This is a genomic window from Pseudomonas sp. LBUM1668 (genome assembly GCF_059695715.1).
In genome coordinates this window covers 3,199,434-3,225,327 of the sequence record NZ_CP166787.1, presented here as the reverse complement: position 1 = coordinate 3,225,327, position 25,894 = coordinate 3,199,434, and the positions used below count along the sequence as shown (strand labels likewise).

Here is a 25,894-nt window from a genome sequence, read left to right as displayed (position 1 = left end):
TGGAGAATTCACATGAAAATCGTCATCGCCCCCGATTCGTTCAAGGACAGCCTGAGTGCCCAAGGCGTTGCCGAAGCCATTGCGCTGGGGCTGGCGCAAGTCTGGCCGCACGCCACGCTGGTCAAATGCCCGATGGCTGACGGCGGCGAAGGCACGGTCGAGTCGATTCTGGCGGCGTGCGAAGGCGAGTTGCGCCGCACTAGCGTGCGTGGCCCGTTGGGCACGGCGGTTGATGCCGCGTGGGGCTGGTTGCCGCACAACCACACGGCAATCATTGAGATGGCCGAGGCGAGCGGTTTGCAACTGGTGCCGCCGGGGCAACGCGATGCGTGCATCAGCAGCACGTTCGGCACCGGCGAACTGATTCGCGCCGCGCTGGATGCCGGTGCGCAACGGGTGATCCTGGCGATTGGCGGCAGCGCCACCAACGATGGCGGCGCTGGGGCGATGCAGGCGTTGGGTGTGAAATTGCTCGACGCACAAGGCCAAACGCTGGTGCCGGGCGGTTTGGCATTGGCGCAGTTGGCGCGTGTCGATTTGACTGGGCTTGATCCGCGTCTGGCGCAGGTGCGGTTTGATATCGCGGCGGACGTGAACAATCCGTTGTGCGGCCCGCACGGTGCCTCGGCGATTTTCGGACCGCAGAAAGGGGCATCGCCAGCGCAGGTGAAACAACTCGATCAGGCCCTCGGCCATTTCGCGCAATTGTGCGCGGAAGTGCTAGGCAAGGACGTGCGCGATGAACCGGGCAGTGGCGCGGCGGGGGGATTGGGTTTTGCCGCCAAGGCATTTCTCGGCGCGCAGTTTCAGGCCGGGGTCGAGGTGGTTGCCGAACTGGTCGGGCTGGCCGAAGCCGTCAAGGGCGCGGATCTGGTGATTACCGGCGAAGGGCGCTTCGATGCCCAGACGCTTCGTGGCAAAACCCCGTTCGGCGTGGCGCGGATTGCCAAGCACTATGCAGTGCCGGTGATCGTTATCGCCGGTACCCTGGGTGACGGTTATCAAGAACTCTATGGCCACGGCATCGATGCCGCTTTCGCCGTGACCAGCGGCCCGATGACGCTCGAACAAGCTTGCGCCGAAGCACCACGACTGCTGCGCGAACGCGCTACCGATATCGCCCGCGTGTGGCAACTCGCCGCAAAACCCTGAGACATCCGCACTGTAGGAGCTGCCGAAGGCTGCGATCTTTTGATCCTGGTTTTCAAACGTCAAAATCAAAAGATCGCAGCCTTCGGCAGCTCCTACATAAAGCGCTGTCGACATCTACGGTCAGGTGTTTCATTGCCGCAACACCCTGAAAAATATTTCATCTTTACCCACATCCTTCCTCAAGCCTGGCCGATACAGCCAATAGGCGCGCGCAACAAATCTCAAAAAACAGTGACGCCGCACTGAAGCCCGCCCCACGGGCTGATGATCACGGCATGGATGCTCGTAGTTTCTATCCTCCGAGAGTCCAACTATGTCCTTGCGTAACCTGAATATCGCGCCCCGTGCGTTCCTCGGTTTTGCCTTCATCGCCTTGCTGGTGATCGTGCTCGGCATGTTCGCCGTCAACCGCATGTCGATCATTCGCCAGGCGTCAATCGACATGGACTTAACGCAACTGCCCAGCGTGACGCAACTCAGCGTGGTGACGGAAAACGTGCTGCGTCTGCGGATTCTATCGTTCCGCGTACTGGTCAATCGCGAGCCCACTGGTTTGCAAGAGGCGCAGGCCCGCATCAATGTGTTGGTGGACAAAGTGCGCAATGCTCAAGCCAGCTATGCCGCGCTGCCCGCAGGCCCGGAAGAACGGGCGCTTTACCAGACATTCGTCACGACGCTGGACAACTACCTGCAAGCGCAGAACCAGATGATGGAGCTGTCGCGTCAGGACAAGCTCGACGAAATGCGCACCTTGATCAACACGCGCATCAAGGACGGCACCGACCAGATGGGCGAGCAGCTCAACAAGCTGATCGCAATGAACGCTGCCGATGCAAAAGCCGCGTCGATTCAGGCCGGCAAGTATTACGACAGCGCCATCACCGGCATCATCATTGTCGCCGTCGTTGCTGCGCTGGCGACCGTGCTGCTGGCCTGGCTGCTGACCCGCAGCATCGTCACCCCACTGAACCGCGCCGTTGAAGCAGCGCGAACCATTGCTGGCGGCAACCTCAGCAAACTCATCGAAGTCGATGGCAAGGACGAACCGGCTCGCCTGCTCGAAGCCCTCGCAGCGATGCAAACCAACCTGCGCCAAACCATCGAACAGATCGCCGGATCCGCCACGCAACTGGGTGCCGCTGCCGAAGAACTCAGCGCCGTGACCGAAGAAGCCTCGCGTGGCCTGCAACAGCAGAACAATGAAATCGAACAAGCAGCCACCGCCGTCAACGAGATGACCGCTGCTGTCGAGGAAGTCGCGCGCAACGCCGTGTCGACCTCCGAAGCGTCGAACCAGTCGACTCACGCCGCCCGCGAAGGTCGCGATCAAGTGGTGAAAACCGTCGACGCGATCCAGACCATGACCCACGACGTGCAAAACACCTCGCAAATGATCGAAGGCCTCGCCGCACAGGGTCGCGACATCGGCAAGGTGCTCGACGTGATCCGCGCCATCGCCGAACAGACCAACCTGCTGGCGCTCAACGCCGCCATCGAAGCAGCGCGTGCTGGTGAAGCCGGACGCGGTTTTGCCGTGGTCGCGGACGAAGTGCGGGCGCTGGCTCATCGCACCGCGCAGTCGACGCAAGAGATCGAAAAAATGGTCGCCGGCATCCAGAACGGCACTGGCGAGGCGGTTTCGTCGATGCAACAAAGCAACCAGCGCACCCAATCCACCCTGGAAATGGCCCGCGCCGCCGGCGTTGCGCTGGAGCAGATCACCCAGTCGATCCACCAGATCAACGAACGCAACCTGGTCATCGCCAGCGCGTCGGAAGAACAGGCGCAGGTGTCGCGCGAAGTCGACCGCAACCTGGTCAACATCCGCGACTTGGCCACTCAATCGGCCGCCGGCGCCAACCAGACCAGCGCAGCGACCCACGAACTGTCGCGCCTGGCAGTGGATTTGAACGCCATGGTGGCGCGTTTTGTGATTTGAGATAGGGTGAAGGCTGGACACTGCGCAATCAGGAGACGTGCATGCGCTATTCAGCCTTGACCCAACGAATCGCCGGCGAAGGCGCAGCGGCATGGCAGATTCACGACCGGGCGTTGGAGTTGCGCGCCCAGGGGGGCGACATTTTATTGCTGAGTGTGGGGGATCCGGATTTCGATACGCCGCTGCCGATCATCCACGGCGCGATCGACAGTCTGCTGGCGGGCGACACCCATTATTCCGAAATCCGTGGCCGCCTGGCCTTGCGCAAGCTGATTGCCGAACGTCATCGGCGCAGCAGTGGCCAAGTGGTCGATGCCGACCATGTAATCGTGATGCCCGGGGCGCAATGCGCCGTGTATTCGGTGGCGCAATGTCTGCTTGATCCGGGTGACGAGGTGATCATTGCCGAACCGATGTACGTCACCTATGAAGCCGTTTTCGGTGCGTGCGGGGCGACGGTAGTGCCGGTCCCGGTTCGTCCGGAAAACGGCTTTCGCGTCGACCCCGCCGATGTCGCTGCGCGCATCACGGCGAAAACCCGTGCCATGTTGCTCAACAGCCCGAACAACCCGTCCGGCGCGAGCCTGTCGTTGCTGATCTGGCAGGAATTGGCCGCGCTGTGCGTGCGTCATGACTTGTGGCTGATCAGCGACGAGGTCTATAGCGAACTTCTCTACGAAGGCCAGCACATCAGTCCGGCGAGCCTGCCGGGCATGGCCGAGCGCACGGCGACAATCAACAGTCTGTCGAAATCCCATGCCATGACCGGCTGGCGTATCGGCTGGTCGATCGGGCCGAAATCGTTGGCGGGGCACTTGGTCAATCTGTCGTTGAGCATGCTCTTTGGCCTGCCGGATTTCGTGCAGAAAGCCGCCGAAGTCGCGCTGGAAACGGACCTGCCGCAAGTGACGCAGATGCGTGATGAGTATCGCCTGCGCCGCGACCTGGTTTGCGAGCGCTTGCAAGGTTGCCCGGGGCTGCATCCGGTGCGTCCTGATGGCGGCATGTTCGTGATGGTCGATGTGCGTCAGACCGGACTCGGCGCGCAGGCATTTGCCGAACGATTGCTGGAAGGGTATGGCGTTTCGGTGCTGGCCGGGGAGGCGTTCGGGCCCAGTGCGGCGGGGCATATTCGCATCGGGCTGGTGGTGGATCGAGTGAAACTGGCGGATGCCTGCGCGCGGATTTCACTGTGTGCGGCGCAGCTGTTACAGGCGCGTAGTGCCTGACAGTTTTGTATGGGATGCACTGGTCTCATCGCTGGCAAGCCAGCTCCCACAGTGGTTAGTGTCGTTCACAAATTTGATGAACACTGCATAACCTGTGGGAGCTGGCTTGCCAGCGATGGGGCCCATTCAGGCACTGAAGTTCTTAAGCCTGCCAAGCCGCTGAGTTCACCAGATTCAAAGGTTTCTCCCCACCCAACGCCAGCAACAGATTCTCCACCGCACACCGCGCCATCGCCTCGCGTGTCTCGTGCGTCGCCGAGCCCATATGCGGGGTCGCCACCACGTTATCCAGTTGCAGCAACGGCGAATCCTGATTCAACGGCTCACGCTCGAACACATCCAGACCTGCCGCACGAATCCGTTGATGGCGCAGTGCATCGATCATCGCCGCCTCGTCCACAACCTTGCCGCGCGAGATGTTGATGAAGATGCTTTCCGGGCGCATCAACGCGAATTGCTCGGCGCCGATCAACCCCTCGGTCTGCGCCGTCAACGGCAATGTCAGGCAGATGAAATCGGCCTGCTTGAGCAAATCTTCGAGGCTGCGATACTGCGCATCGAAACGCGCCTCGACCGCCGGTTTACGTGACTGGCTGTGATAAATCACCGGCATGCCAAATCCGAAATGACCACGCTGGGCCAGCGCCTCGCCAATGCGGCCCATGCCGATGATGCCCAGCGTCTTGCCATGCACATCGGTGCCGAAATGCGCCGGGCCGAGGTTGCGCTGCCACTGACCGCTGCGCACCATGTTCGCCAGTTCGACCACGCGCCGCGCGGCGGCAAGGATCAATGCGAAACCGGTGTCGGCGGTGGTTTCGGTCAGCACGTCCGGAGTGTTGGTCAGCAGAATCTTGCGGCGGGTCAGGTAATCGATGTCGTAGTTGTCGACGCCCACCGACACACTGGCAATGGCCTCCAGATGTGGCGCCAGATCGAGCAATGCAGCGTCGAGTTTCAGGCTGGCGCCGAGCAAGCCGTGGGCGCGGGGCAGGGCATCACGCAGTTGCATGAGGCCGTCGGCATCGAGGCTTTCGATCAGCGTCACATCAAACTGATCTTGCAGGCGCGCCATCAGCGCGGGCGATAGTTTCTTGTACAGAACGATCTGTTTTTTCATGGCAAGGATCTCTTCAGGAGTGAGCCGGCACGGCAGGCGTGGCGACGGCTTTGGCCACGACGCGATCACTGGCGCCGGGCTTGAGGAAAATCGTCAGCACCACCGACAGCAGCAGCGCGCCGCTCATCAGCAGATACGAAGAACCGGGCGAGCCGGTCGAGCTGTTCAGGTAACCCACCAGGTACGAGCCGCCGAACGAACCGAGCGCACCCATGCTGTTGATCAGCGCCATCGCGCCACCGGCAACGTTGGCCGGAAGAATCTCCGGCACGATCGCGAAGAACGGCCCGTAAGGCGCGTACATGCAGGCGCCAGCGATCACCAGCAGCGTGTACGACCACCAGAAATGTTCCGCACCGAGCGCGTACGAACCGTAAAACGCAATGGAAGCAATCAACAGCGGCGGCCAGACGAAGCGTTTGCGTTTTTGCAGTTTGTCCGAGCCCCACGACACCACCAGCATGCCGATCACGGCCGCCAGATACGGCAGCGACGACAGCCAGCCGGCCTCGATCATGTCCATTTGCGCGCCAGCCTTAAGGATCGACGGCAACCACAATACAAAGCCGTAGACGCCGATGCTCCAGCAGAAAAACTGCAAGGCCAGAATGATCACCTTCGGTGAACGGAACGCCTCGGCGTAGTTCTTCACCGCTTTGATGCCGACCTGTTCGGCGGCCAAGGCGCTTTCCAGATCGTGTTTTTCCTGGTCGCTGAGCCACTTGGCCTGGGCCGGACGATCATCGGCGAGTTTCCACCAGATAAACGCCCAGAGCACCGCCGGCAGACCTTCAATGATGAACATCCAGCGCCAGCTGAAATGCTGCACCAGATAACCCGACACCACCGACATCCACAGCATGGTCACCGGGTTGCCGAGGATCAGAAAGGTGTTGGCCCGTGAGCGTTCGGCGCGGGTGAACCAGTGGCACAGGTAAACCAGCATCGCCGGCATCACCGCCGCTTCAACCACGCCGAGCATGAAGCGGATGACGATCAGCCAATAGGCATTGCTGACCACACCGGTCAACGTCGCGAGCCCGCCCCAAAGGATCAGGCTGACGAAAATCAGCTTCTTCACACTGTGTTTTTGCGCGTAGATCGCGCCGGGTACCTGGAAGAAAAAGTAGCCGAGGAAAAACAGGGCACCGAGCAATGAGGACAGACCTGGCGTGATCATCAAGTCTTCGGCCATGCCGGACGCGGCCGCGAAACCGTAGTTGGCGCGATCGAGATACGCCAGGCTGTAAGTGATGAACACGATGGGCATGATGTACCACCAGCGGCGGGCGGCGAGGGTTGCAGTTTTCATGGGTGTTGCTCCTGAGCTTGTTGTTTTTGTCGCAGCAGGTTTAGTTAATCGGTTGACTGTCAGGTCCTCATCGCTGGCAAGCCAGCTCCCACAATGGTTTGTGGTGTTTCAAAGGTTGTGTGAACACCACAGGACCCTGTGGGAGCTGGCTTGCCAGCGATGGGGTCCATGAATTCAACAGTGAGTTCAGCCCGGGTCGGCAACCCCTCCATATCCCCGCGACTCTGGACCGCGCGACTGCCAATCCAGTTCGCGCGCCGCACGGCCTCGGCAAAACTCTGGTGCTCCAGCAGGGCGCTGATCATGCCCACCGCAAACCCGTCCCCCGCGCCAACCGTATCGACGACATGGGTCACCGGCACCCCGGCAACAAAGCCCTGATCCAGCTGCGTGCGGTAATAGGCACCCTGCGGCCCAAGCTTGATCGCCACCGCTTCGGCGCCTTGATCGAGATAAAACGCAGCGATATCTGCCGGGTCTTCGAAACCCGTGAGCAAACGCCCTTCGCTCAAGCCCGGCAGCACCCAGTGGGCGAGGGCGGCGAGGCGGTTGATCTCGCGGATCATCTCGCGCTCGCTGGCCCACAGGCTCGGGCGCAGGTTAGGGTCGAACGACACACTGCTTCCGGCATTGCGCATGCGGGTCATCAGTTCGGATGACATTTCCCGCGCCGTACCGGACAGCGCCGGAGGAATGCCGGTGGCATGCAGATGCCGAGCGTTCAGCAGTTCGGGCGTGATCGATTGCGGCGACAGATGACTGGCCGCCGAGCCACGACGGAAATACTCGACCTGCGGGTCGCTGCCATCGTCGCAACGGGACTTGAACTGGAAGCCGGTTGGATGCGTTTTGCAGACTTCAACCTGGCTGCAATCCAGACCCTCGCGCGCCAAGGTGTCGACGACAAAACGGCCGAGCGAATCATTGCCCACCCGACTCAGCCACGCGACGTTGAAACCCAGTCGCGACAGGCCGATCGCCACGTTGCTGTCGGCGCCGGCAATGCGTTTATGAAAGTGTTCGACGGCGGCCAGATCACCGCTTTGCTCGGCCACCAGCATCGCCATGGTCTCGCCGAACGACAGAATATCGATCTCAGACATGAGCGGGCTCCAGACGGGATTGGCCGAGGCGGGCGAGGGTGGCGACGTGTTCGGTGGTCAACTCCACCAGGTCATCGCCCTGCAACGGATATTCGGCGGCGCGCATAACGCCTTGGTCCATGTGTCGCAGCAGTTGTTCCCACAGATGCAAGTCGCTGACGGCGGGCGGCACTGCTACCAATTTGCCGTCGGCGCGCCGGGCCACGGCTTTGCAATGCACATAGCCGACGTGCCGACCGAGCAGGCGTGCGGCGTTGGCAGCGGATTGGTCCTGCCACTGCCAGTTGCCGATATCGAAGGTCATTTTGATCGGCAAGTTGTGCTGTTCAACAGCCGTGAAGAAGCGTTGGAACGGCTCGATCCGCCCGCCGTGCAGGGTCTGATCGTTTTCCACCAGCAGGTGCACAGGGCTGTTGCCGAGCAGTTGCTGCAAAACCGTCAGATCGCAATTGTCGGTGAAGTAGCCGAGGGAGACTTTCAGCCATTTCGAACCGAACGCCTCGGCGTGTTGCAGGGCGGTGATCAACTCGGGATTTGGACGTGACTGACCGGCCAGCCACAGTTCGGTGGGCGAGGAATAGATGCTTTGCAGGCCCAGTGCCTGGGTGGCTGCGCTCAACTGTGCGGGGTTCTCGCGAGTCAGCAACTCTTCGCGCCACTCGATACGATCAGCCCCGGCAGCGGCCAGCACGTCGATAAAAAAGTCCTGCCCGCGTTGGCGCACAAGTTCGGCACCGTAGCTGGACAGGCTGATGGAAACGGCAGGTTTATTCATTGTTGTTTACCTCTGAAACCGGTTTCATTTTTGTTCAAAAAAATATCAGTCAGTGCTGTATTGCTTTCGAGGGCCTCATCGCTGGCAAGCCAGCTCCCACAGGTTTAGTGAGCGACACGGACATTGTGGGAGCTGGCTTGCCAGCGATGGAGCCCGATCAATCACTGCAAAACCCTCAGGCTCGACCCACGCTCAACCAGCACCGGCGCAAAATCCACCACCCGCGCCGCCTCATCATCCCCTCGCAAACGCTTGAGCAAACACTCGAACGCCCGCGCGCCAATCTCTTGCGTTGGCTGGGCAAGCGCAGTAATCCCGCTGCCCACCAGCGGATACCAATCCAGATCATCCAGGGCAATCAGCCCGATATCCTCGAACAGCCGCGAACCGATCTTGCGCAACGCATGAGTGGCGGCCAACGCTGCCACGCCATTGGCGCAAAACAGCGCTTTCGGGCCGACATCGGGTTTGTGTAAAAAGGTTTGAAGATGCGTCGCAAGATCGTCGCCGGTTTCCACCACTGCCCCGATCAATCCCGAGCGCTGCTGTATCTGCGCCTGAAAACTGCTGACTCGTTCGATCCGCGAACTGGTGCCGTCATAGGGCTCGGTTACCAACAACACGTCGCGATAACCACGTTGTTCCAGGTGGGCCAGGGCCATTTCCACTGCCTGCGGGTTGTTCAGCCCGATCATGTCGCTGTCGAGCCCATCGACCTTGCGATCGACCAGCACCAGCGGCATCTCGCGGCGCAGCTCGTGCAACTCGTCACGGTGATGGCCGAGGGTGTTCACGATCAGCCCTTCGATGTTGTACGAGCGCAATAGCGCCAGATGCTGGCGTTCCTGCTCGTCATCGCGGTCGGTGTTGCATACCACCAGGCTGTAGCCGTGCGCACGGCAGGCGGTTTCCACCCCGTGCATCACGGCAATTGAATATGGGTTGCGGATATCGGCCACCAGCATGCCGATCAGGCGAGTGCGCCCGCGCTTGAGGCCTCGCGCCATCTGGTTTGGGCGATAGCCGAGTTCATCGATAGCCTGCTCGATGCGCAGGGCGATTGCATCGGAAAGCAGGGCGCGGTCGTCGCCGATGAAACGCGAGACGCTGGCCTTGGATACGCCCGCGCGCTCGGCGACATCAAGCATGGTGACGCGGCTGCGCTGGGCGGCGGAGAAGTCGTTCACGGTCTGAAACCTTATTATTGGATTTATCAGGTTCAGTCGCTGGTGTAGCGCTGAAACCGGTTTCAGGAAACACCAGAACCCAATCGTCCGTCAAGTGAAGGATCGTCTGATATTTGTCAGGTCCTGACGGGCGGCGCTGGAAATCAGGCCGCCCTTGCACCCGTCAGCCGAATAAGCCTGCCGCGATATTGATGGAGAATCCGAGAATCGCCGTGTTGAACACGAAACCGATCAACGACTGTGCGAGGACGATTTTACGAATGTCTCGTGTCGCCACGCCGACGTCGGCAGTTTGCACAGCCACGCCGATGGTGAAAGAGAAGTACAAGAAATCCCAGTAATTGGGCGTGGTCAGCCCTTCGGCGAAACGAAGTGCGGGTTCCTTGCCGTCCCAGGTGTAAAACAGGCGTGCATAGTGCACACAGAAAATCACCCCGATCAGTAGCCACGAACCAATCACCGTCAGGGCGGTGAAGCCGTAGTGCATCAGTTTGTGAGTGGTGTCCAGATCCTTGCTGCCGGCCAATTCGAAGGTAATGGTGGCGAGACTCGCCAACGCGGCGATGCACACCACGAACAACACCAGGCCGGCATTTTCATCTTCGACTTCGGCGATGCGTTTGACGTCCGGGGCTTTGGAGCGCGCGGTCAGCCAGAACATCAGTATCAGGTAGGTCCACACGCCAGCGTTCCAGCCGTAAAGGATTTTGCTGACGATGGAGTCGACGGGCGAAAGCAGACCCACGGCGAGGCCGAGCAGGGCGGCTGCGGAAAGGCGAGGGTGGGTACGGGCGAGGAAGCGCATGGGGACTCACTTTGGTGGTCGATTCCTGCACCATAGCGCACGCCATGTGGCTTTTGTAGGAGCTGCCGAAGGCTGCGATCTTTTGACTTTGTTTTTTAAACCCAGGATCAAAAGATCACAGCCTTCGGCAGCTCCTACATTTTTACAGGTGGGGTTTGCTGAATCTTTTTACCAGCTTCATGACCACGACGAAGAACACCGGAACGAAGATCACCGCCAACGTCGCGGTGATCATCCCGCCGATCACCCCTGTACCGATCGCTTGCTGGCTCGCCGAACTGGCGCCGGTGGCAATCGCCAAGGGCACCACGCCGAGGATAAATGCCAGCGACGTCATCACGATCGGACGCAGGCGCAGGCGGGCGGCTTGCAACGTGGCGTCGATCAGGTCGTGACCTTCGTCATGCAGGCTCTTGGCGAACTCGATGATCAGGATCGCGTTCTTCGCGGACAGGCCGATGATGGTGATCAACCCGACCTTGAAGAACACGTCGTTGGGCATCCCGCGCAGCGTCACTGCCAGCACCGCACCGAGTACACCCAACGGCACCACCAGCAACACCGAGGTCGGAATCGACCAGCTCTCATACAGCGCCGCCAGACACAGGAACACGATCAGCAGCGACAGGCCGAGCAGAATCGGCGCCTGACTGCCGGACAAACGCTCCTGCAAGGACAGGCCGGTCCATTCTTGTCCCAGACCCTTCGGTCCCTGCGCGACAAGGCGTTCAATCTCGGCCATGGCTTCGCCGGTGCTGTGGCCGGGTGACGGTTCGCCGGAGATCGCAATCGCCGGATAACCGTTGTATCGGGTCAGTTGCGCCGGCCCTTGAATCCAGTTGGCCTGGACGAATGCCGACAGCGGTACCATTTTTCCGGCACTGTTGCGCACGTGCATTTTCAGCAAATCATCGACCTGACTGCGTTGATCGCCTTCAGCCTGCACCACCACGCGCTGCATACGTCCCTGATTGGGGAAATCATTGATATAGGCCGAGCCCACGGCAGTGGACAGCACGTTGCCGATGTCGGCGAACGACACCCCCAAGGCATTGGCTTGCTTGCGATCCACTTCGAGTTGCACTTGCGGCGCTTCGGCCAGTGCGCTTTCACGCACATTCATCAGCACCGGACTTTTCTCGGCGGCTGCCAGAAGTTCCGTGCGCGCTTGCATTAACGTTGCATGACCGAGGCCACCGCGATCCTGCAAACGGAACTCGAAACCGCTGGAAGTACCGAGGCCATCCACGGGCGGCGGCAAAACCGAGAACGCCATCGCGTCCTTGATCTGGCTCAGGGCGACGTTGGCGCGGTCGGCAATCGAGCTGGCCGAATCTTCGCTGTCGCGTTGCGACCAGTCCTTCAGGGTAGAGAACGCCAATGCCGCGTTCTGCCCACTACCGGAGAAGCTGAAACCGAGAATCACCACGCTGTCACTGATACCGGGCTCACCGGCGTTATGTGCCTCAAGCTGTTCGGCCACTTGCACCGTGCGGTTCTTGGTCGCGCCGGGCGGCAGTTGGATATCGGTGATGGTGTAACCCTGATCCTCGACCGGCAGGAACGAGGAGGGCAGACGCATGAAGCAAATCCCCAGGCCCACCAACAACACGCCATAGATCAGCAGATATCGCCCGGTGCGTTTCAGCGCATAACCGACCCAGCCTTGATAGCGCTCGGTCAGTTGCTCGAAGCGGCGGTTGAACCAACCGAAGAATCCCGACTTCTCGTGGTGCTCGCCCTTGGCGATTGGCTTGAGCAGTGTCGCGCACAGCGCTGGCGTCAGCGTCAGGGCGAGGAATGCGGAGAACAGAATAGACGTCGCCATCGACAGCGAAAACTGCTGATAGATCACCCCGACCGAACCCTGCATGAACGCCATCGGGATGAATACCGCCACCAGCACCAGGGTGATGCCAATGATGGCGCCGGTAATCTGCGTCATCGCCTTGCGCGTGGCCTCCTTGGGCGACAGGCCCTCGGTGGCCATGATCCGTTCGACGTTTTCCACCACGACAATCGCGTCGTCCACCAGAATGCCGATGGCCAGCACCATGCCGAACATGGTCAGCACGTTGATCGAGAAACCCAGCGCCAACATGGTTGCAAACGTGCCCATCAGCGCCACCGGCACCACCAGTGTCGGGATTAGCGTGTAGCGCACGTTTTGCAGAAACAGGAACATCACCGCAAACACCAGCAGCATCGCCTCGCCGAGGGTGTAGATCACTTTGGTGATCGAGACTTTAACGAAGGGTGAAGTGTCATACGGGATCTTGTATTCCACGCCGGCCGGGAAGTAGCGCGCCAGCTCATCCATCTTCGCCCGCACCAGCGTCGCGGTGCTCAGCGCGTTGGCGCCCGGCGACAATTGCACGCCGACAGCGGTGGACGGCTTGCCGTTGAGGCGTGTGCCGAACTGATAGTCCTGACTGCCGATCTCGACCCGCGCCACATCACCAATACGCACGGTGGAACCGTCCGGGTTGGCCTTGAGCACGATGTCGGCGAACTCCTGCGGCGTCGACAACTGGCCTTTGACCAAAATTGTTGCAGTGATTTCCTGAGTCGACGGGCCGGGCAAGTCACCGATGCTGCCCGCTGACACCTGGGCGTTCTGCGCGACAATGGCGGCGTTGACGTCAGCCGGGGTCAGGTTGAAACCGATGAGTTTCTGCGGGTCGATCCAGATACGCATGGCCCGCTCGGCTCCGTACAGCTGAGCCTTGCCGACGCCGTCCAGACGCTTGATTTCGTTCATCACGTTGCGCGCCAGATAGTCACTGAGCGCAACGTCATCGAGCTTGCCGTCACTGGACGTCAGGCTGATCAGCAAGAGGAAACCCGAGGAGACTTTCTCCACCTGCAAACCCTGCTGGTTCACGGCTTGCGGCAAGCGCGACTCGACCACTTTCAGACGGTTTTGCACGTCGACCTGTGCCAGTTCCGGGTTGGTGCCCGGCTGGAAAGTCGCTTTGATCGTGGCGCTGCCCAGACTGCTCTGCGATTCGAAATAAAGCAGGTGATCCGCGCCGTTAAGCTCTTCCTCGATCAGGCTGACCACGCTCTCATCGACGGTTTGCGCCGATGCGCCAGGGTACACGGCGTAGATTTCGATCTGTGGCGGCGCGACGTCGGGGTATTGCGCCACCGGCAATTGCGGGATGGCCAGCGCACCGGCCAACAGGATGAACAAGGCGACCACCCAGGCAAATACGGGGCGATCGATAAAGAACTGCGGCATATAAAAGCGTCCTGCTTACTGACCAGAGGTCTGGGCAAGTGGAAGAGGGGTGTCGTCAATCTGCACCTTGTCACCGGGGCGGGCGTGTTGCAGGCCTTCAATAACGATGCGGTCGCCGGGCTTGAGGCCACCGGTGACGATCCAGCGATTGTTTTGCACGGCGCCCAGTTGCACCGTTTGTTCGGCTACACGCATTTGCTCATCGACGGTCAATACTTGCGCAATACCGGCGCTGTCACGCTGCACGGCGCGTTGTGGCACGGTGATGCCGTTCTGGATAGTTGCCTGTTGCAGGCGCACGCGAATGAAGCTTCCGGGCAGCAGGTCGAGGTCGGGATTGGGGAACTCGCTGCGCAGAATGATCTGGCCGGTGCCCGGGTCGACGGTGATGTCGCTGAACAGTAGTTTGCCCGGCAACGGATACAGGCTGCCGTCATCCTGAATCAGGGTCGCTTTGACTTGATCCTGACCGACTTCCTGCAATTGTCCGGAGCGGAATGCCCGGCGCAGTTCGTTGAGCTCGCGGGTCGACTGGGTGAGGTCGGCGTAGATCGGATTGAGTTGCTGAATCAGCGCCAGTGGCGTGGTTTCGTTCTGCCCGACCAGCGCGCCTTCGGTGACCAGCGCGCGGCCGATACGGCCGGAAATTGGCGCGGTGACGGTGGCGTAACCCAGGTTCAATCTGGCCCGTTCCACCGCAGCCTTGTTGCCGGCGACATCAGCGGCCGTTTGCCGGGTATTGGCGCGGGCGTTGTCATAATCCTGAGCGCTGATGGCTTTGTCGTCGATCAACTGGGCGTAGCGTTGCTCCTGCAGCTTCGCCTGAAACGCATTGGCCTCGGCTTTGCGCAACGCTGCTTCGGCGCTGTCCAGGTCAGCCTTGAACGGCGCCGGGTCGATGCGGAACAGCACGTCGCCTTTCTTCACGTCGCTGCCTTCGCGAAAGTTACGTTGCAGCACAACGCCGGGCACACGGGCGCGGACTTCGGCAATCCGCGGAGCAGCGATCCGGCCGCTGAGTTCGCTGCTGATCGACAGTGGGCGCGCTTCAATGGTTTCGATGCGCACGGTTGCTGGCGGTGCCTGCTCTTCGGCCTTCGAAGAAGAGTCACAGGCGCTCAGCGTCAGCGCCACGGCGATCAGGCCGAGCCCGGCCAGCAGTTTGTTCGACATTTACCACCCCCAATATTGATGCCCGCATCCTACGGGCAGTTGCCGAGAGTAGCGGTGAAGCTTTGTAGGCGCTGTGTGAAATTGTGTAAGGGTTTTACTCAGGGACGGTTGAGGGCGTATATCCTTAAGCCATTGAAATTTATTGCGACAGTTAAATAGCTATCGCGAGCAGGCTCACTCCTACAGTGTTTGTGTTGGTCACAGAATTTGTGGCTGACACAGTTCCAATGTGGGAGTGAGCCTGCTCGCGATGAGGCCCGACCCGTCGCCACAGCACTTTCTGGATCACCCATGCCCAACATCCTCCTGGTCGAAGACGACACCGCCCTCGCCGAACTGATTTCCAGCTACCTGGAACGCAACGGTTATTCCGTCAGCGTCATTGGTCGGGGCGACCATGTGCGTGAACGGGCACGGGTCAATCCGCCGGATCTGGTTATCCTTGACCTGATGCTGCCGGGTCTGGACGGGCTGCAAGTCTGCCGTTTGCTGCGCGCCGATTCGGCGACGCTGCCGATCCTGATGCTCACCGCCCGTGATGACAGCCACGACCAGGTGCTGGGCCTGGAAATGGGCGCCGACGACTACGTCACCAAACCCTGCGAGCCGCGTGTACTGCTGGCGCGGGTGCGGACGCTGTTACGGCGCAGCAGTCTCGGGGAGCCGTTGACGGCCAACGACCGCATCATCATGGGCAATCTGTGTATCGACTTGTCCGAACGCACCGTCACATGGCGCGATCAGCCGGTCGAACTGTCCAGCGGTGAATACAACTTGCTGGTGGTACTAGCTCGACACGCTGGCGAAGTGCTCAGCCGCGATCAGATTCTGCAACGCCTGCGCGGCATAGAGTTCAACGGCACCGACCGCTCGGTGGATGTGGCGATTTCCAAGTTGCGGCGCAAGTTCGATGACCACGCCGGTGAGGCGCGCAAGATCAAGACCGTGTGGGGCAAGGGTTATCTGTTCAGCCGTTCCGAATGGGAATGCTGAGCTGATGTTTCGCATCCTGTTTCGCCTGTATCTGGTCACGATTGTGTCGTACAGCGCCGCCATCTATCTGGTGCCAGACCTGGTGGTCATGGCCTTCCGGGATCGCTTCGTCACCTACAACCTGGATTATTCCCGTGGTCTGCAATCGCTGATCGCCAAGCAGTTCCGAGCGGTTCCGCAAGATCAATGGCCAGCGCTGGCGGCGTCGATGGACGAGGACTTCCAGCCGTTGCACATCGTGCTGGCGCGTATCGATGACGCTGAATTTACCGACATTGAGCGTGAACGGCTGCGGCGCGGCGAGAACGTGGTGCGCATTGGTGACTGGGGCTGGCGTACCCTCGCGGTAGCGCCGCTGGACGACAGCATGGCAGTGCAAATGATCGTGCCGCCGGATCCGATGGACGTCGATCTGTTGTACTGGAGCATCAACGTATTGATCGGCGCGACACTGCTCGCCTGCCTGTTGATGTGGTTGCGCCCGCACTGGCGTGATCTGGAACGCCTCAAAGGCACCGCCGAACGCTTCGGTAAAGGCCATTTGAGCGAACGTACGAAAATCGCTTCAAGCTCCAACATCGGCAGCCTGGCGGTGGTGTTCGACACCATGGCCGGTGACATCGAGAACCTGCTCAATCAGCAACGCGATCTGCTCAATGCGGTGTCCCACGAATTGCGTACGCCGTTGACGCGCCTGGACTTCGGCCTCGCGCTGGCGCTGTCCGACGACTTGCCGCCCGCAAGCCGCGAACGTTTGCAGGGATTGGTTGCGCACATTCGTGAGCTGGATGAGTTGGTGCTGGAATTGCTGTCTTACAGTCGTTTGCAAAATCCGGCGCATTCACCGGAACAGGTCGAAGTCTCGCTCGATGAGTTCATCGATAGCATCCTGGGCAGCGTCGATGAAGAGTTGGAGTCGCCAGAAATCGTCATCGACGTGCTGCTGCACGGTCAGCTCGAACGTTTTTCGCTCGACCCGCGGTTGACCGCCCGAGCGATTCAGAACCTGGTGCGCAACGCCATGCGCTACTGCGAGAAACGCATACAGATCGGCGTGCAGGTCAACGCTGAGGGTTGCGAGATCTGGGTGGATGACGACGGCATTGGGATTCCCGACGATGAGCGCGAACGGATTTTCGAGCCATTTTATCGACTGGATCGCAGCCGCGATCGTGCCACGGGCGGGTTTGGGCTGGGATTGGCGATCAGCCGCAGGGCCCTCGAAGCTCAAGGCGGGACTTTGACAGTCGAGTCTTCGCCTTTGGGTGGGGCGCGATTCCGTTTGTGGTTGCCGACCGCCGCCTGAAACTCAAGTCTTCTGTAGGAGCTGTCGAGTAAAACGAGGCTGCGATCTTTTGATCTCGTTTTTTAAGGATCAAGATCAAAAGATCGCAGCGTGCCGCAGCTCCTGCAGGGGGGAGCGTTGTTCAGGTCAGCTCGGTCGATTGAATGAGTCCAACGCCAGCGCCCTGCATCCGGTCGATCGCGGCCGCCAGCGATCCATTCATGTCGATCGCCCGGCAAGCATCCAGCACGACAAACGCATTGAACCCCGCGGCCCGAGCGTCCAGCGCCGAGTACATAACGCAGAAATCCAGCGCCAGGCCGACCATGTAAACCGTGTCTATACCGCGCTCTTTCAGATAACCGGACAGCCCTGTGGTCGTGCGACGGTCTGCCTCCAGAAACGCCGAATAACTGTCTATGTCAGGATTGCAGCCCTTGCGAATGATCAATTGGGCGTGGGGCAGGTCGAGTTCCGGGTGAAACTCGGCGCCGGGTGTGGCTTGCACACAATGCTCTGGCCACAGGGTTTGCTCGCCGTAAGGCAGCTGGATGACATCGTAAGGTTGGTGGCCGGGGTGACTGGACGCGAACGAAGCATGACCGGTTGGATGCCAGTCCTGGGCAATAACGACCTGTTTGAACTGGCGGGCTAGGCGGTTGATCAGCGGCACAATTTTATCGCCTTCAGGCACCGGCAATTGGCCGCCGGGAATGAAGTCGTTCTGAACATCGATCACCAGTAAAGCAGTACGAGAAGAAATGGGCATCGGTGAATCATCCTCGGAAAATCACTCGCTCAGCATAGAGCAGTCTGGGTCATGCACTTATGCGGCTTTTCAACAATTTTGCCTTGTCTTCCAGTGCCGTCGGGGCGTCGTGGCCGATCAGCATCCAGGCATGCTCGCGCTCGGTCCAATACACCACATTCATTGCGTGCCGACGTTCATGTTCCAGCGGCCGGCTGCCGCTGTTCGAGCGGGTGACGCACAGCGCCAATGGCCCGTGCCTGGCATCCAGATAAACGATCTGCGCAATCGGCACACCGTCATATTCAAGCATCTGTGCGCGTTTGAATTCGGCGCCCGGCAGTTTCAATACGGTGGGCGAAAGACTCAGGCCCATTCGCGCATCGACCGTGCGCAACTGCGCGCGTTGTGTGGCTTCGTCGGCAGGAAGGTGGTCGAGCGTCTGCGGCCCGTACAGCGCCATATAGTCGCCGACCAAGCCTCGCCACTCATGCGTTTGCTGCGCCTGCCAGCCGAGAAACAAGCGGTCGGCGAGTACGCCGCCGGCCACCAGTGTTGCGGCGGCAGCGCCGATAAACCAGCGCCGACTCAGTCCCGGGTTTTCTGGCGAAGGTATGGCATCCAGTCGTGCTTGCAGGCGATCGAGTGGTGCCTGTTGCGCCAGTTCATCGTAGGCGTTCCTGTACGGCAGACTGCTGCGGTTCAGCCACTGCACGCGCAGGTTGAGCAGCGGATCGTCGGCGATGGCAGCGTCGAGTTGGCGGCGATAATCCTCGGCGATTTCGCCGTCCAGATACGCCACCAGTTGCTCATCCGAAGGTGTGTTCATCAGCGATCGCCTTCGGTGGTTTTCGGGACCGCTTGCAGTGGCGGGTATTCGGCGAGCTTCAGGCGGGCGGTGGCCAGACGACTCATTACGGTAGCGATCGGTACTTGCAGGATCTCGGCGACTTCGCGATACGAAAGGCTCTCGACATAGGTCAGATACACCGTCTCGCGCTGGGTTTCAGGCAATGCATCGACGCGGCGGATCACCTGCGCCGCCATGACGTGTGTTTGCGCCGCATATTCGCCGTCGAGCGTCAGTTGCCCATCCGCCTGCCCACCATCCTGACGTACGCGGCGGGCGCGTACTTCATTGAGCCAGATCGAATGCAGAATGCTCAGCAGCCAGAGATCCATGCGCGTACCCGCGACGTATTGCGCAGAACGCTCCAGCGCACGCACACACGTTGTCTGCACGAGGTCCTCGGCCACATGCCGATTGCGCGACAGCAGCAGACCGTAGCGCCACAGTCGTGCGAGGTGCTGTGCCAGTTCTGCTCTGAATGCCTGATCGCTGATGATGGACTCCGTTTATGGGTTTTCAGATGCTTGATGAATCGATGTCAGTGCGTGGGCACCGCTGGTGAGCAGCACGCATTTCTGAGTCTTGCTGTCCCAGACCTGGCCTTTTGGACACTCGGGTTTCTGCACGGGGTTCTTTTCATCGCCACTGGCCATGACCATTGGGCTGGACAGGGCGGCGGCCAGTAGCCACGGGGCGGCGAACATAACGGATCGGATAGTCATGGGCAAGGCTCCACGAAGGGACATGTCTGTGTTTGAAAAGCACAGAGCGAAATTTTATTCATTACATAGACAGTGACTGTTCAGGGCGCAGGTAAATTCAAGGAATATGGCGTCTGGCAAAATCCACGGTGGGAGCGAGCCTGCTCGCGAAGGCTGATCGAGCACCAACAAATAATCCGGATCAACTCAGTTGACGCGTATCGATCATTTTCTTCCGATCCCTTACCCCACGAACCACCAGATACAACAACGGCCCGATCGACACAAAAACCGCCGTCAGCAATAAATAAGGCACCACCGACCAAACCGTCTGCCCACGTGAGCGGGCATCCTTGACCATCCAGACCCCGGCCAGCGTCGCCAGCAGATACAGATCAATCACCACTTGCGCGGTATCCGGCCGCGACATGAGGCTGATGCCGAAATCGATCAACGACTGCTCGGCCTGGAGCATCACCGAAACTGTATAGCCGGTAAAGGCGAGCAAAGCCGTGAGGGGCAGGGCGATAGACATCATGGGTTCATTCCTTGAAGTGATGAGCAGAACCGCCAGCCTATCTTTTGTGCCGGAAATTGGCCATTGACTTGCCAGCAGTGCTCGGGCTAATTTTCACGCCATGACTTCCAATGTATTGCGTTGCCAGCCAAGCATTATTACCGCCATTCCTCATTTGGCGGGCTAGCTCACGACTGCAGCACCCAACCCGCCCTAGAGGCGGGTTTTCACTTTCTGTCTCCCGGGTTTTAACGAAAAACACCGACCCCTGTAGGAGCTGCCGAAGGCTGCGATCTTTTGACTTTGGTTTTTGCAATCAACTGCAAGATCAAGAGATCGCAGCGTGCCGCAGCTCCTACAAGGACCGTGAGTCAGGAGACGATGATGAACGACCAGCGAGCCCTGCTTGAGCACTACGTAAAAAAGATCCTTGCAGCGCCGGTGTATGACATTGCCGTACGCACGCCATTGCAGGCTGCGCCGGCATTGTCCGAAGCGCTCGGCAACCGCATCCTGCTCAAGCGCGAAGACCTGCAACCCACGTTCTCCTTCAAGATCCGCGGTGCCTACAACAAATTGATGCAACTGAGCGACGAGCAGAAGGCGCGTGGCGTGATCACCGCGTCGGCCGGCAATCACGCGCAAGGCGTGGCACTGGCAGCGCGTGAACTGGGCATCGCGGCGACCATCGTCATGCCATCGACTACGCCCGAACTCAAAGTGCTGGGCGTACGAAGTCGCGGTGCCGAAGCGCTGCTGCACGGCGAGAGCTTCCCGTTCGCCCTGGCCCACGCACTGCAAATGTCCGAGCAGTCAGGGCGCACCTTCGTTTCACCCTTCGATGACCCGGACGTTATCGCCGGACAAGGCACCGTTGCGATGGAAATCCTTCGTCAGCATCAAGGTGCACTGGACGCAATCTTCATCCCGGTAGGCGGTGGCGGTTTGATCGCCGGCATCGCGGCTTACGTCAAATACCTTCGCCCGGAAGTGCGCATCATTGGTGTCGAGTCAGAGCACTCGGCGTGCCTGCAAGCTGCGCTGAACGCCGGGCAACGGGTGGTTTTACCCCGCGTCGGCACCTTCGCCGACGGCGTGGCCGTGGCGCAGATCGGCGAGTACGGGTTTGAAGTGTGTCGCTTTTGCGTAGATGAAGTCATCACCGTCAGCAACGACGAACTCTGCGCGGCGATCAAGAATATCTACGACGATACCCGCTCGATCACCGAACCTTCCGGCGCGTTGGCGGTGGCGGGGATCAAGCAATACGTGGCGAGAAGTGGTGTGCGCGAGCAGACCTTCGTGGCAATCGACTCAGGCGCCAACATCAACTTCGACAGCCTGCGCCACGTCGCCGAGCGCGCCGCTGCATGCGGCGCCCCGGCGTGATGGCGATCAGGGCAGCAATGGGCGCAGGAAGCTGCGCTCGTAGCTGATGATGAATTTCTTCTCGACCAGTGATTCCACCAGCGCGGTGCTCTGCGGGTCGGTCATCGCGATATGGCGGTAGCTTTCGTAATCCGCCAGCGACGGAAAACTGAACAGGCAGTAGGCGATATTGCTCGCACCCTCGGACGGCAAAAAATAGCCGTGATGGGTGCCGCCCAGTCGCTCGACAATGCCGAGCCAGGCCTTGGCGTAGGCCTCGAACTCGGTCAATTGGTAAGGGTCGATCACGTATCTGACGTGGCAGGTAATCACCGATGACGCTCCTTGCTCAGGTCATTCCTGAAGGGCAGTGCCGACTTTGTCCGAGGCGGACCAGATGCGATAGCGCACTTCGACGTCCGACGGCGCGTAGACCACCACTGGCAGCTTGCTGTTGTAGCGCAGCATGAAGCCGTCGCCGACGACAGGCACGAACGCGCGTTTCTTCTGCGAGCCGGGTGGGCAGGCCATCATCGTGCTCATCGGGCCGATGACTGTTTCCAGTCGGTAGAACGGGTAACCCCAGCCTTCGAGGTTTTTCTCGTCCAGCATCCCGCCGAGGCGTTGAAGATTGCAGTCCACTTCAAGGGTTTTGCCCGCGAGAATCTCGACCTGGAAATTCTCTTCCTTGTCCTGCTTGGGCAAATGAATGACCTGACGGGTGAAACCTGTCTCCGCCTTGGGATACGGCGCGACGTCTTCCAGTTTGGCCGCGTGGGCGAGGGTGGACAGGCTGGCGATCATCAGGCCGACGGTCGCGTAAGCTGGGAAAGAACCCATAAAAGCCTCCTTGCAGGTGTAGTGTGGTTGAGCGCCATTCTTACCGTCACCGGCGCTGAATGCAAACCGCCGCCGACATGCAATTTGCAGTGCCTCCATGGGCGATTCATGCAATTTGCAACTGGCTTAATGCTGGCCCTGTCGGCAAGTGCTTGATTTCACGAGGGTCAAAACGATCCGATGAGAGGCATGCTTTATGCGTCTGTCTGGTGCAGCGCACCGGATTCGGGCGCCTACACTCCAAGAGGCATTTCGCCGTACCACCGTTTGCTAAACCCAAGGAATAAGCGGGGACACACCCGTGCAGGGGCAGCAAAAACGGTCAACGTGAAGAGTTGATTGGCAGTCTCATCAATAAGGAGAGGTTCACCATGTTTCTTTCTGCCTTGGAACTACGCAACATCATTGAAAGCAGCTTTCTGCCTAAACGTTGCCAATGCACGCTGTCGTCGGACCTGTCGATGACCGTCAAGGTTTTCGGCGATCACAAGACCGACCAGGTCGAACTGCTGGTTAGTGACATCGATGCCAGCCACCTCAACGGCTGTCGTGAGATCAATGAACTGATCGCCGGGCTGCGTTCGGATCTTGCGCGAAAAACGTCGCCGCATCATTACAGCCCACGATCCAGAGCCGTTTAACGCACCGTTTCACCCAGTTCGACCGTCACGCGCCGGGCCTGCAAAAATCCAAGGCCCAGCGCGAACTCGACCAGCACCGCGAGCAGAATCCCGGGGCCGGCATGGCCGTTCAGCCATTCAGCAAAACCCAGCACTGCCAAACCAAAACACCCAACGATAAACCCGTTGCTCAGCGCATTACGCCCAAGCGACGGCGGTACCTTGCGCACCAGATAAAACATCACCCCCAACGCCGCGAACAGCACCGCACTGCGCCGCGCAACAAAACCCGCGACCTCGGAATACTCGATGCTCCAGATCGCCAACAACACATCCGGCAAAAATCCCCAGACGATGGCCAGTAGAAAACACAACAAAGACGTGAAGCTCGACAACGTGCGAAACGGCAACTGCATGGCTAATCCTTGCGGCAGTGAGGCGGGCCCCGAGCATAACCCCGCGAGCCCGCCAAACCTACCGCAACGCCATAAATCAGACTTTTCTGTCAGTTCTGGTAACTGCACGCGTCAGACAATTTCCGATAACTGATTTCCTCAGGCTTACCGTTGTTGTCGATGTACTTCATGTCGGCAGTAATCACCTTGCAATCCTGCGTTGGCGGCTCGGTCAACGACACCACTTTCGCCACATGCAGCGGCATGCCGTACTGATAAGGAACGGCGCTGGACGAAGTGGACGCGTCATTGGCCTGGGCCAGCCCGGCGAATGCGGTGGAGGCGAGGGCGGTGGTGAGCAGTAGCGTGCGAATGTTCATGGTGCGACTCCCGTACGACGGATGAGAGTTCGGCGCAATGCAGCCGAACCTGCCGCACTGGGCGTCAGCGAGAGGCTGAGGGCGTGCGGTTCAGTAGAGTTTTTGACCACGGCGTTAAGTGATGGTTAACCCAGCTGAACGCCGGCTGTCAGGGAGCGGGACGATTTCTGCGGGAGGGAGTGCGGATTCCTACAAGGCCAGATGCCTTGTCTGCTTTCGGCGGCTGGAGTGGGGCGGTTATGGTTCGGTGTCGCTGCAAAATCAGCGATTCGGGTTTGGTCACCTGATAACCTCCCCCATTGCAGATGTGCCATCATTTGCGCTGCGGACATCTATGTCCTCGCGGTGCATTGCTGTGGCGGCTGTGTGCAGGACGCCTTCGGGCGAGCTGAGTTTGGGGTTGTTCTCGGTTGACCAAGCCTGCATACAGTCCGCCTCCCACTGTTTGGTCACAGTGCTGGCGGTTACTATCGCCCCAGTCTGAGTAACCACATATGCCAATAATTAAACCGCTGCAAAACCGCTATCTCGCCCTCAACAGCAACGTTACCGAAAGCCCAACGCTGCTCATCGACACCGAAGCCAACCCCAAAGACATCCTCGAAGCCGCCGTCCAGCGCGTCCGCGCCTCGGCCGACCTGCTCGAAACCCTGCATTGCCTCTGCTTCAAACACGCCGATGTTCAGGACATTCCGCACATTACACATGCGTTGTACCTGCTGATTCAGGACGGCAATGATTTGCTTCAGGTGGCGCAGCAGCAGATGTTGAACTGGAAGGCGCCGGTTTGATTTTTCTCTGAAAAAAGCCTGTCGTCGAAAGAGGGCAGGCTGAGTGGTGGGTGGCGCGGCATTCGAAAAGCTCATTGGGGTTGCAGGTTGCGAGCGTATTCGACCAGATCCTTGGGGTAGACCATGTGATCGATTTTGCTGTCGTCAATGCCATACAGAAAGGCAACAGCGCCTGCTTCAAATGCCCAATACCCTACGTAGGTTCCTTCCTCTCCTTGAAGATGGGAATCGTGCCAAGGGGCTTGCTTGAAGGCTCGATACCATTGCTGGCAGTATTTTTTAAGAAGTTTAGGCGGCTCGCCTTTGTTGTCGCTGTAGATCGCTTGGATGAGTAGTGTGTAGACGTCGTGATACCACTCATCTATGTCGTGCCGATGTGGCACAACTTTATTTAGTAAGGCCTCATAAAGGGTGTCTTCACCTCCGTACCCTGCGTCGTCAATGAGTTTCACAAAGCGTAGGAGCAGGTCAGTCCGGTGTAAAAGTATGCAAAGACTGATGACTTGAACGGCTTCTTCGTACTGATGGGGCCAGTCGTCGATCGCCAGAGGAGAAATGTTCGGCACGCCTAGATACTCGGCCAAAGTCTTTTGGCGAATTTCATACTTCTCTATCAGTTCTTCAAGCATAGGAATAAGTTTTTCTATACGCTCACCCGCTGTATAGGTGGCGAATAGCTTTTCCAAAGCGAGCGTCTGGAAATATCTGGCGCGCTGAGATGCTTCCTCTAATGCAGAGTCTGATTTGAATTTGTTCGTTGAGAACAAATTTAGAAGCTCATCATATTCTCTGATGAAATTTTCATAACGTGCGGCGCTGAAGAGTGTCTGTCGTATGTTCATGAATATTCTATTCCAATCGAATGGCCACACTTCTGGCATATTCGACCAAGTCCTTTGGATAAACCATGTGATCGATTTTTCTGTCATCTATCCCATATAAAAATGCGATAGCTCCTGCCTCGAACGCCCAGTGTCCGACATAATTTCCTTCTTCTCCCTGCAGGTGAGTATCATGCCAAGGAGCTTGTTTAAAGGCCGGATACCATTGGCTGCAATATTTTTTAGAAAGTTTGTGGCTTCTTCTTTTGTTTTTTCATATATAGCTTGCACTAGCGGAGAATAAACATCGTGGTACCATTGGTCTACATCAGCTCTGTCAGGTAATATTTTACAGAGTAAATCTTCGTACAGTGTATCGTCTCCTGCATATCCAGCATTATCTATCAACTTAACAAAGCGCTTAAGCAGGTCTGTGCGATGTAATAGAATGCAAAGGCCTATAATTTGAACGCACTCCTCGTACTCGTGTGGCCAATCGTCTATTGCAAGTGGTGAAACTTCAGGAGATTGCTCAGATAAGGCTAG

At 59.1% G+C, this 25,894-nt stretch carries 25 protein-coding genes and 2 pseudogenes; 8 read left to right on the top strand and 19 right to left on the bottom strand.

Translation table 11 applies throughout. The features are described 5' to 3' along the window. Positions 1–12: 12 nt before the first annotated feature. The 3 genes from ACA061_RS14415 to ACA061_RS14405 all read left to right on the top strand — a co-directional run bounded on the left by ACA061_RS14415 (position 13) and on the right by ACA061_RS14405 (position 4,320). Entirely contained in the window at positions 13–1,152 is a 1,140-nt protein-coding gene (locus tag ACA061_RS14415) for a glycerate kinase (RefSeq protein WP_497299460.1), read from the top strand. A 313-nt stretch (positions 1,153–1,465) separates the two neighbouring features. Next, positions 1,466–3,091: a methyl-accepting chemotaxis protein gene (locus ACA061_RS14410; protein ID WP_210552822.1), complete on the top strand. Its 1,626-nt coding sequence runs from the start codon at positions 1,466–1,468 to the stop codon at positions 3,089–3,091. Positions 3,092–3,132: 41 nt separating this feature from the next. Beyond that, positions 3,133–4,320, top strand: a complete 1,188-nt coding sequence (locus tag ACA061_RS14405) for a pyridoxal phosphate-dependent aminotransferase (RefSeq protein WP_497299459.1) — start codon at positions 3,133–3,135, stop codon at positions 4,318–4,320. Between the two features lie 142 nt (positions 4,321–4,462). Here the strand turns inward: ACA061_RS14405 and ACA061_RS14400 are convergent, their stop codons facing one another. The 8 genes from ACA061_RS14400 to ACA061_RS14365 all read right to left on the bottom strand — a co-directional run bounded on the left by ACA061_RS14400 (position 4,463) and on the right by ACA061_RS14365 (position 15,039). Next, positions 4,463–5,440, bottom strand: a complete 978-nt coding sequence (locus ACA061_RS14400) for a 2-hydroxyacid dehydrogenase (protein WP_497299458.1) — start codon at positions 5,438–5,440, stop codon at positions 4,463–4,465. 13 nt (positions 5,441–5,453) lie between these two features. Then, a complete protein-coding gene (locus tag ACA061_RS14395; RefSeq protein ID WP_042559329.1) occupies positions 5,454–6,752 on the bottom strand; it encodes an MFS transporter in 1,299 nt (432 codons plus the stop codon). Between the two features lie 59 nt (positions 6,753–6,811). Continuing rightward, entirely contained in the window at positions 6,812–7,855 is a 1,044-nt protein-coding gene (locus ACA061_RS14390) for a sugar kinase (RefSeq protein WP_497299457.1), read from the bottom strand. Beyond that, positions 7,848–8,630: a sugar phosphate isomerase/epimerase family protein gene (locus tag ACA061_RS14385; RefSeq protein WP_150603810.1), complete on the bottom strand. Its 783-nt coding sequence runs from the start codon at positions 8,628–8,630 to the stop codon at positions 7,848–7,850. Before ACA061_RS14385 ends, ACA061_RS14390 begins: the two co-directional genes overlap by 8 nt. Positions 8,631–8,791: 161 nt before the next feature. After that, a complete protein-coding gene (locus tag ACA061_RS14380; protein ID WP_497299456.1) occupies positions 8,792–9,817 on the bottom strand; it encodes a LacI family DNA-binding transcriptional regulator in 1,026 nt (341 codons plus the stop codon). A 163-nt stretch (positions 9,818–9,980) separates the two neighbouring features. Next, positions 9,981–10,622 carry a DUF1345 domain-containing protein gene (locus ACA061_RS14375; protein ID WP_210552818.1) on the bottom strand — a complete coding sequence of 214 codons (642 nt, stop codon included), beginning with the start codon at positions 10,620–10,622 and terminating at the stop codon, positions 9,981–9,983. 142 nt (positions 10,623–10,764) lie between these two features. Continuing rightward, complete coding sequence (locus ACA061_RS14370) at positions 10,765–13,866, bottom strand: multidrug efflux RND transporter permease subunit (RefSeq protein ID WP_497299455.1); 3,102 nt, start codon at positions 13,864–13,866, stop codon at positions 10,765–10,767. Between the two features lie 15 nt (positions 13,867–13,881). Beyond that, complete coding sequence (locus tag ACA061_RS14365; protein ID WP_150603818.1) at positions 13,882–15,039, bottom strand: efflux RND transporter periplasmic adaptor subunit; 1,158 nt, start codon at positions 15,037–15,039, stop codon at positions 13,882–13,884. A gap of 291 nt (positions 15,040–15,330) precedes the next feature. Between ACA061_RS14365 and ACA061_RS14360 the strand changes: the two genes are divergently transcribed. Continuing rightward, the gene (locus tag ACA061_RS14360) at positions 15,331–16,032 is read left to right on the top strand and encodes a response regulator (protein ID WP_042559319.1); all 702 of its coding nucleotides are present in this window, start codon (positions 15,331–15,333) and stop codon (positions 16,030–16,032) included. A gap of 4 nt (positions 16,033–16,036) precedes the next feature. Further along, positions 16,037–17,338 (top strand): ATP-binding protein, encoded by a 1,302-nt coding sequence (locus ACA061_RS14355; RefSeq protein ID WP_497299454.1) that lies wholly within the window; start codon positions 16,037–16,039, stop codon positions 17,336–17,338. Between the two features lie 121 nt (positions 17,339–17,459). Here ACA061_RS14355 and pncA read toward each other — a convergent pair whose 3' ends face one another. The 5 genes from pncA to ACA061_RS14330 all read right to left on the bottom strand — a co-directional run bounded on the left by pncA (position 17,460) and on the right by ACA061_RS14330 (position 20,154). Then, positions 17,460–18,086: a bifunctional nicotinamidase/pyrazinamidase gene (gene pncA, locus ACA061_RS14350; RefSeq protein ID WP_497299453.1), complete on the bottom strand. Its 627-nt coding sequence runs from the start codon at positions 18,084–18,086 to the stop codon at positions 17,460–17,462. A gap of 49 nt (positions 18,087–18,135) precedes the next feature. Continuing rightward, positions 18,136–18,894: an anti-sigma factor family protein gene (locus tag ACA061_RS14345; RefSeq protein WP_497299452.1), complete on the bottom strand. Its 759-nt coding sequence runs from the start codon at positions 18,892–18,894 to the stop codon at positions 18,136–18,138. Continuing rightward, entirely contained in the window at positions 18,894–19,409 is a 516-nt protein-coding gene (locus ACA061_RS14340) for an RNA polymerase sigma factor (RefSeq protein ID WP_210553189.1), read from the bottom strand. Before ACA061_RS14340 ends, ACA061_RS14345 begins: the two co-directional genes overlap by 1 nt. Before the next feature lie 12 nt (positions 19,410–19,421). Further along, positions 19,422–19,637 (bottom strand): hypothetical protein, encoded by a 216-nt coding sequence (locus ACA061_RS14335; RefSeq protein WP_224796293.1) that lies wholly within the window; start codon positions 19,635–19,637, stop codon positions 19,422–19,424. Between the two features lie 181 nt (positions 19,638–19,818). After that, a complete protein-coding gene (locus tag ACA061_RS14330; RefSeq protein WP_210699940.1) occupies positions 19,819–20,154 on the bottom strand; it encodes a DUF2834 domain-containing protein in 336 nt (111 codons plus the stop codon). 360 nt (positions 20,155–20,514) lie between these two features. Between ACA061_RS14330 and ilvA the strand changes: the two are divergent. Further along, positions 20,515–21,498, top strand: a pseudogene (gene ilvA, locus ACA061_RS14325) (threonine ammonia-lyase, biosynthetic); the annotation flags it as partial. Positions 21,499–21,528: 30 nt separating this feature from the next. Here ilvA and ACA061_RS14320 read toward each other — a convergent pair. Beyond that, positions 21,529–21,834, bottom strand: coding sequence for an NIPSNAP family protein (locus tag ACA061_RS14320; RefSeq protein ID WP_150603824.1), 306 nt, complete (start codon positions 21,832–21,834; stop codon positions 21,529–21,531). Between the two features lie 21 nt (positions 21,835–21,855). Continuing rightward, a complete protein-coding gene (eco, locus tag ACA061_RS14315; protein ID WP_150603825.1) occupies positions 21,856–22,341 on the bottom strand; it encodes a serine protease inhibitor ecotin in 486 nt (161 codons plus the stop codon). A 371-nt stretch (positions 22,342–22,712) separates the two neighbouring features. Between eco and ACA061_RS14310 the strand changes: the two genes are divergently transcribed. Then, positions 22,713–22,982, top strand: a complete 270-nt coding sequence (locus tag ACA061_RS14310; protein WP_497299450.1) for a DUF1652 domain-containing protein — start codon at positions 22,713–22,715, stop codon at positions 22,980–22,982. Here ACA061_RS14310 and ACA061_RS14305 read toward each other — a convergent pair. Both ACA061_RS14305 and ACA061_RS14300 read right to left on the bottom strand, forming a co-directional pair. After that, on the bottom strand, positions 22,979–23,377 hold the full coding sequence (locus ACA061_RS14305; protein WP_210552810.1) for a hypothetical protein: 399 nt from the start codon (positions 23,375–23,377) through the stop codon (positions 22,979–22,981). The genes ACA061_RS14310 and ACA061_RS14305 overlap by 4 nt on opposite strands. Positions 23,378–23,466: 89 nt before the next feature. Then, entirely contained in the window at positions 23,467–23,736 is a 270-nt protein-coding gene (locus ACA061_RS14300; RefSeq protein ID WP_210552809.1) for a DUF2790 domain-containing protein, read from the bottom strand. Between the two features lie 494 nt (positions 23,737–24,230). On the opposite strand from ACA061_RS14300, the gene ACA061_RS14295 reads away from it, so the two are divergent. Then, entirely contained in the window at positions 24,231–24,527 is a 297-nt protein-coding gene (locus ACA061_RS14295; RefSeq protein ID WP_150591958.1) for a hypothetical protein, read from the top strand. 71 nt (positions 24,528–24,598) lie between these two features. Here ACA061_RS14295 and ACA061_RS14290 read toward each other — a convergent pair whose 3' ends face one another. Continuing rightward, the gene (locus tag ACA061_RS14290; RefSeq protein ID WP_497299449.1) at positions 24,599–25,369 is read right to left on the bottom strand and encodes a PoNe immunity protein domain-containing protein; all 771 of its coding nucleotides are present in this window, start codon (positions 25,367–25,369) and stop codon (positions 24,599–24,601) included. 7 nt (positions 25,370–25,376) lie between these two features. Next, positions 25,377–25,556: pseudogene (locus ACA061_RS14285) on the bottom strand (PoNe immunity protein domain-containing protein); the annotation flags it as partial. Positions 25,557–25,894: the final 338 nt, after the last annotated feature.

Bases quoted from the DNA above. Each gene is read 5' to 3' on its own strand.
- ACA061_RS14305 (WP_210552810.1), bottom strand. From the start codon at position 23,377: ATGCAGTTGCCGTTTCGCACGTTGTCGAGCTTCACGTCTTTGTTGTGT.
- ACA061_RS14330 (WP_210699940.1), bottom strand. From the start codon at position 20,154: ATGATGTCTATCGCCCTGCCCCTCACGGCTTTGCTCGCCTTTACCGGC.
- ACA061_RS14365 (WP_150603818.1), bottom strand. From the start codon at position 15,039: ATGTCGAACAAACTGCTGGCCGGGCTCGGCCTGATCGCCGTGGCGCTG.
- ACA061_RS14405 (WP_497299459.1), top strand. From the start codon at position 3,133: ATGCGCTATTCAGCCTTGACCCAACGAATCGCCGGCGAAGGCGCAGCG.
- ACA061_RS14385 (WP_150603810.1), bottom strand. From the start codon at position 8,630: ATGAATAAACCTGCCGTTTCCATCAGCCTGTCCAGCTACGGTGCCGAA.
- ACA061_RS14335 (WP_224796293.1), bottom strand. From the start codon at position 19,637: ATGACTATCCGATCCGTTATGTTCGCCGCCCCGTGGCTACTGGCCGCC.
- ACA061_RS14300 (WP_210552809.1), bottom strand. From the start codon at position 23,736: ATGAACATTCGCACGCTACTGCTCACCACCGCCCTCGCCTCCACCGCA.
- ACA061_RS14290 (WP_497299449.1), bottom strand. From the start codon at position 25,369: ATGAACATACGACAGACACTCTTCAGCGCCGCACGTTATGAAAATTTC.
- ACA061_RS14295 (WP_150591958.1), top strand. From the start codon at position 24,231: ATGCCAATAATTAAACCGCTGCAAAACCGCTATCTCGCCCTCAACAGC.
- ACA061_RS14355 (WP_497299454.1), top strand. From the start codon at position 16,037: ATGTTTCGCATCCTGTTTCGCCTGTATCTGGTCACGATTGTGTCGTAC.
- ACA061_RS14360 (WP_042559319.1), top strand. From the start codon at position 15,331: ATGCCCAACATCCTCCTGGTCGAAGACGACACCGCCCTCGCCGAACTG.
- ACA061_RS14400 (WP_497299458.1), bottom strand. From the start codon at position 5,440: ATGAAAAAACAGATCGTTCTGTACAAGAAACTATCGCCCGCGCTGATG.
- ACA061_RS14370 (WP_497299455.1), bottom strand. From the start codon at position 13,866: ATGCCGCAGTTCTTTATCGATCGCCCCGTATTTGCCTGGGTGGTCGCC.
- ACA061_RS14410 (WP_210552822.1), top strand. From the start codon at position 1,466: ATGTCCTTGCGTAACCTGAATATCGCGCCCCGTGCGTTCCTCGGTTTT.
- ACA061_RS14395 (WP_042559329.1), bottom strand. From the start codon at position 6,752: ATGAAAACTGCAACCCTCGCCGCCCGCCGCTGGTGGTACATCATGCCC.
- eco (WP_150603825.1), bottom strand. From the start codon at position 22,341: ATGGGTTCTTTCCCAGCTTACGCGACCGTCGGCCTGATGATCGCCAGC.
- ACA061_RS14375 (WP_210552818.1), bottom strand. From the start codon at position 10,622: ATGCGCTTCCTCGCCCGTACCCACCCTCGCCTTTCCGCAGCCGCCCTG.
- ACA061_RS14310 (WP_497299450.1), top strand. From the start codon at position 22,713: ATGTTTCTTTCTGCCTTGGAACTACGCAACATCATTGAAAGCAGCTTT.
- ACA061_RS14390 (WP_497299457.1), bottom strand. From the start codon at position 7,855: ATGTCTGAGATCGATATTCTGTCGTTCGGCGAGACCATGGCGATGCTG.
- ACA061_RS14415 (WP_497299460.1), top strand. From the start codon at position 13: ATGAAAATCGTCATCGCCCCCGATTCGTTCAAGGACAGCCTGAGTGCC.
- ACA061_RS14345 (WP_497299452.1), bottom strand. From the start codon at position 18,894: ATGAACACACCTTCGGATGAGCAACTGGTGGCGTATCTGGACGGCGAA.
- pncA (WP_497299453.1), bottom strand. From the start codon at position 18,086: ATGCCCATTTCTTCTCGTACTGCTTTACTGGTGATCGATGTTCAGAAC.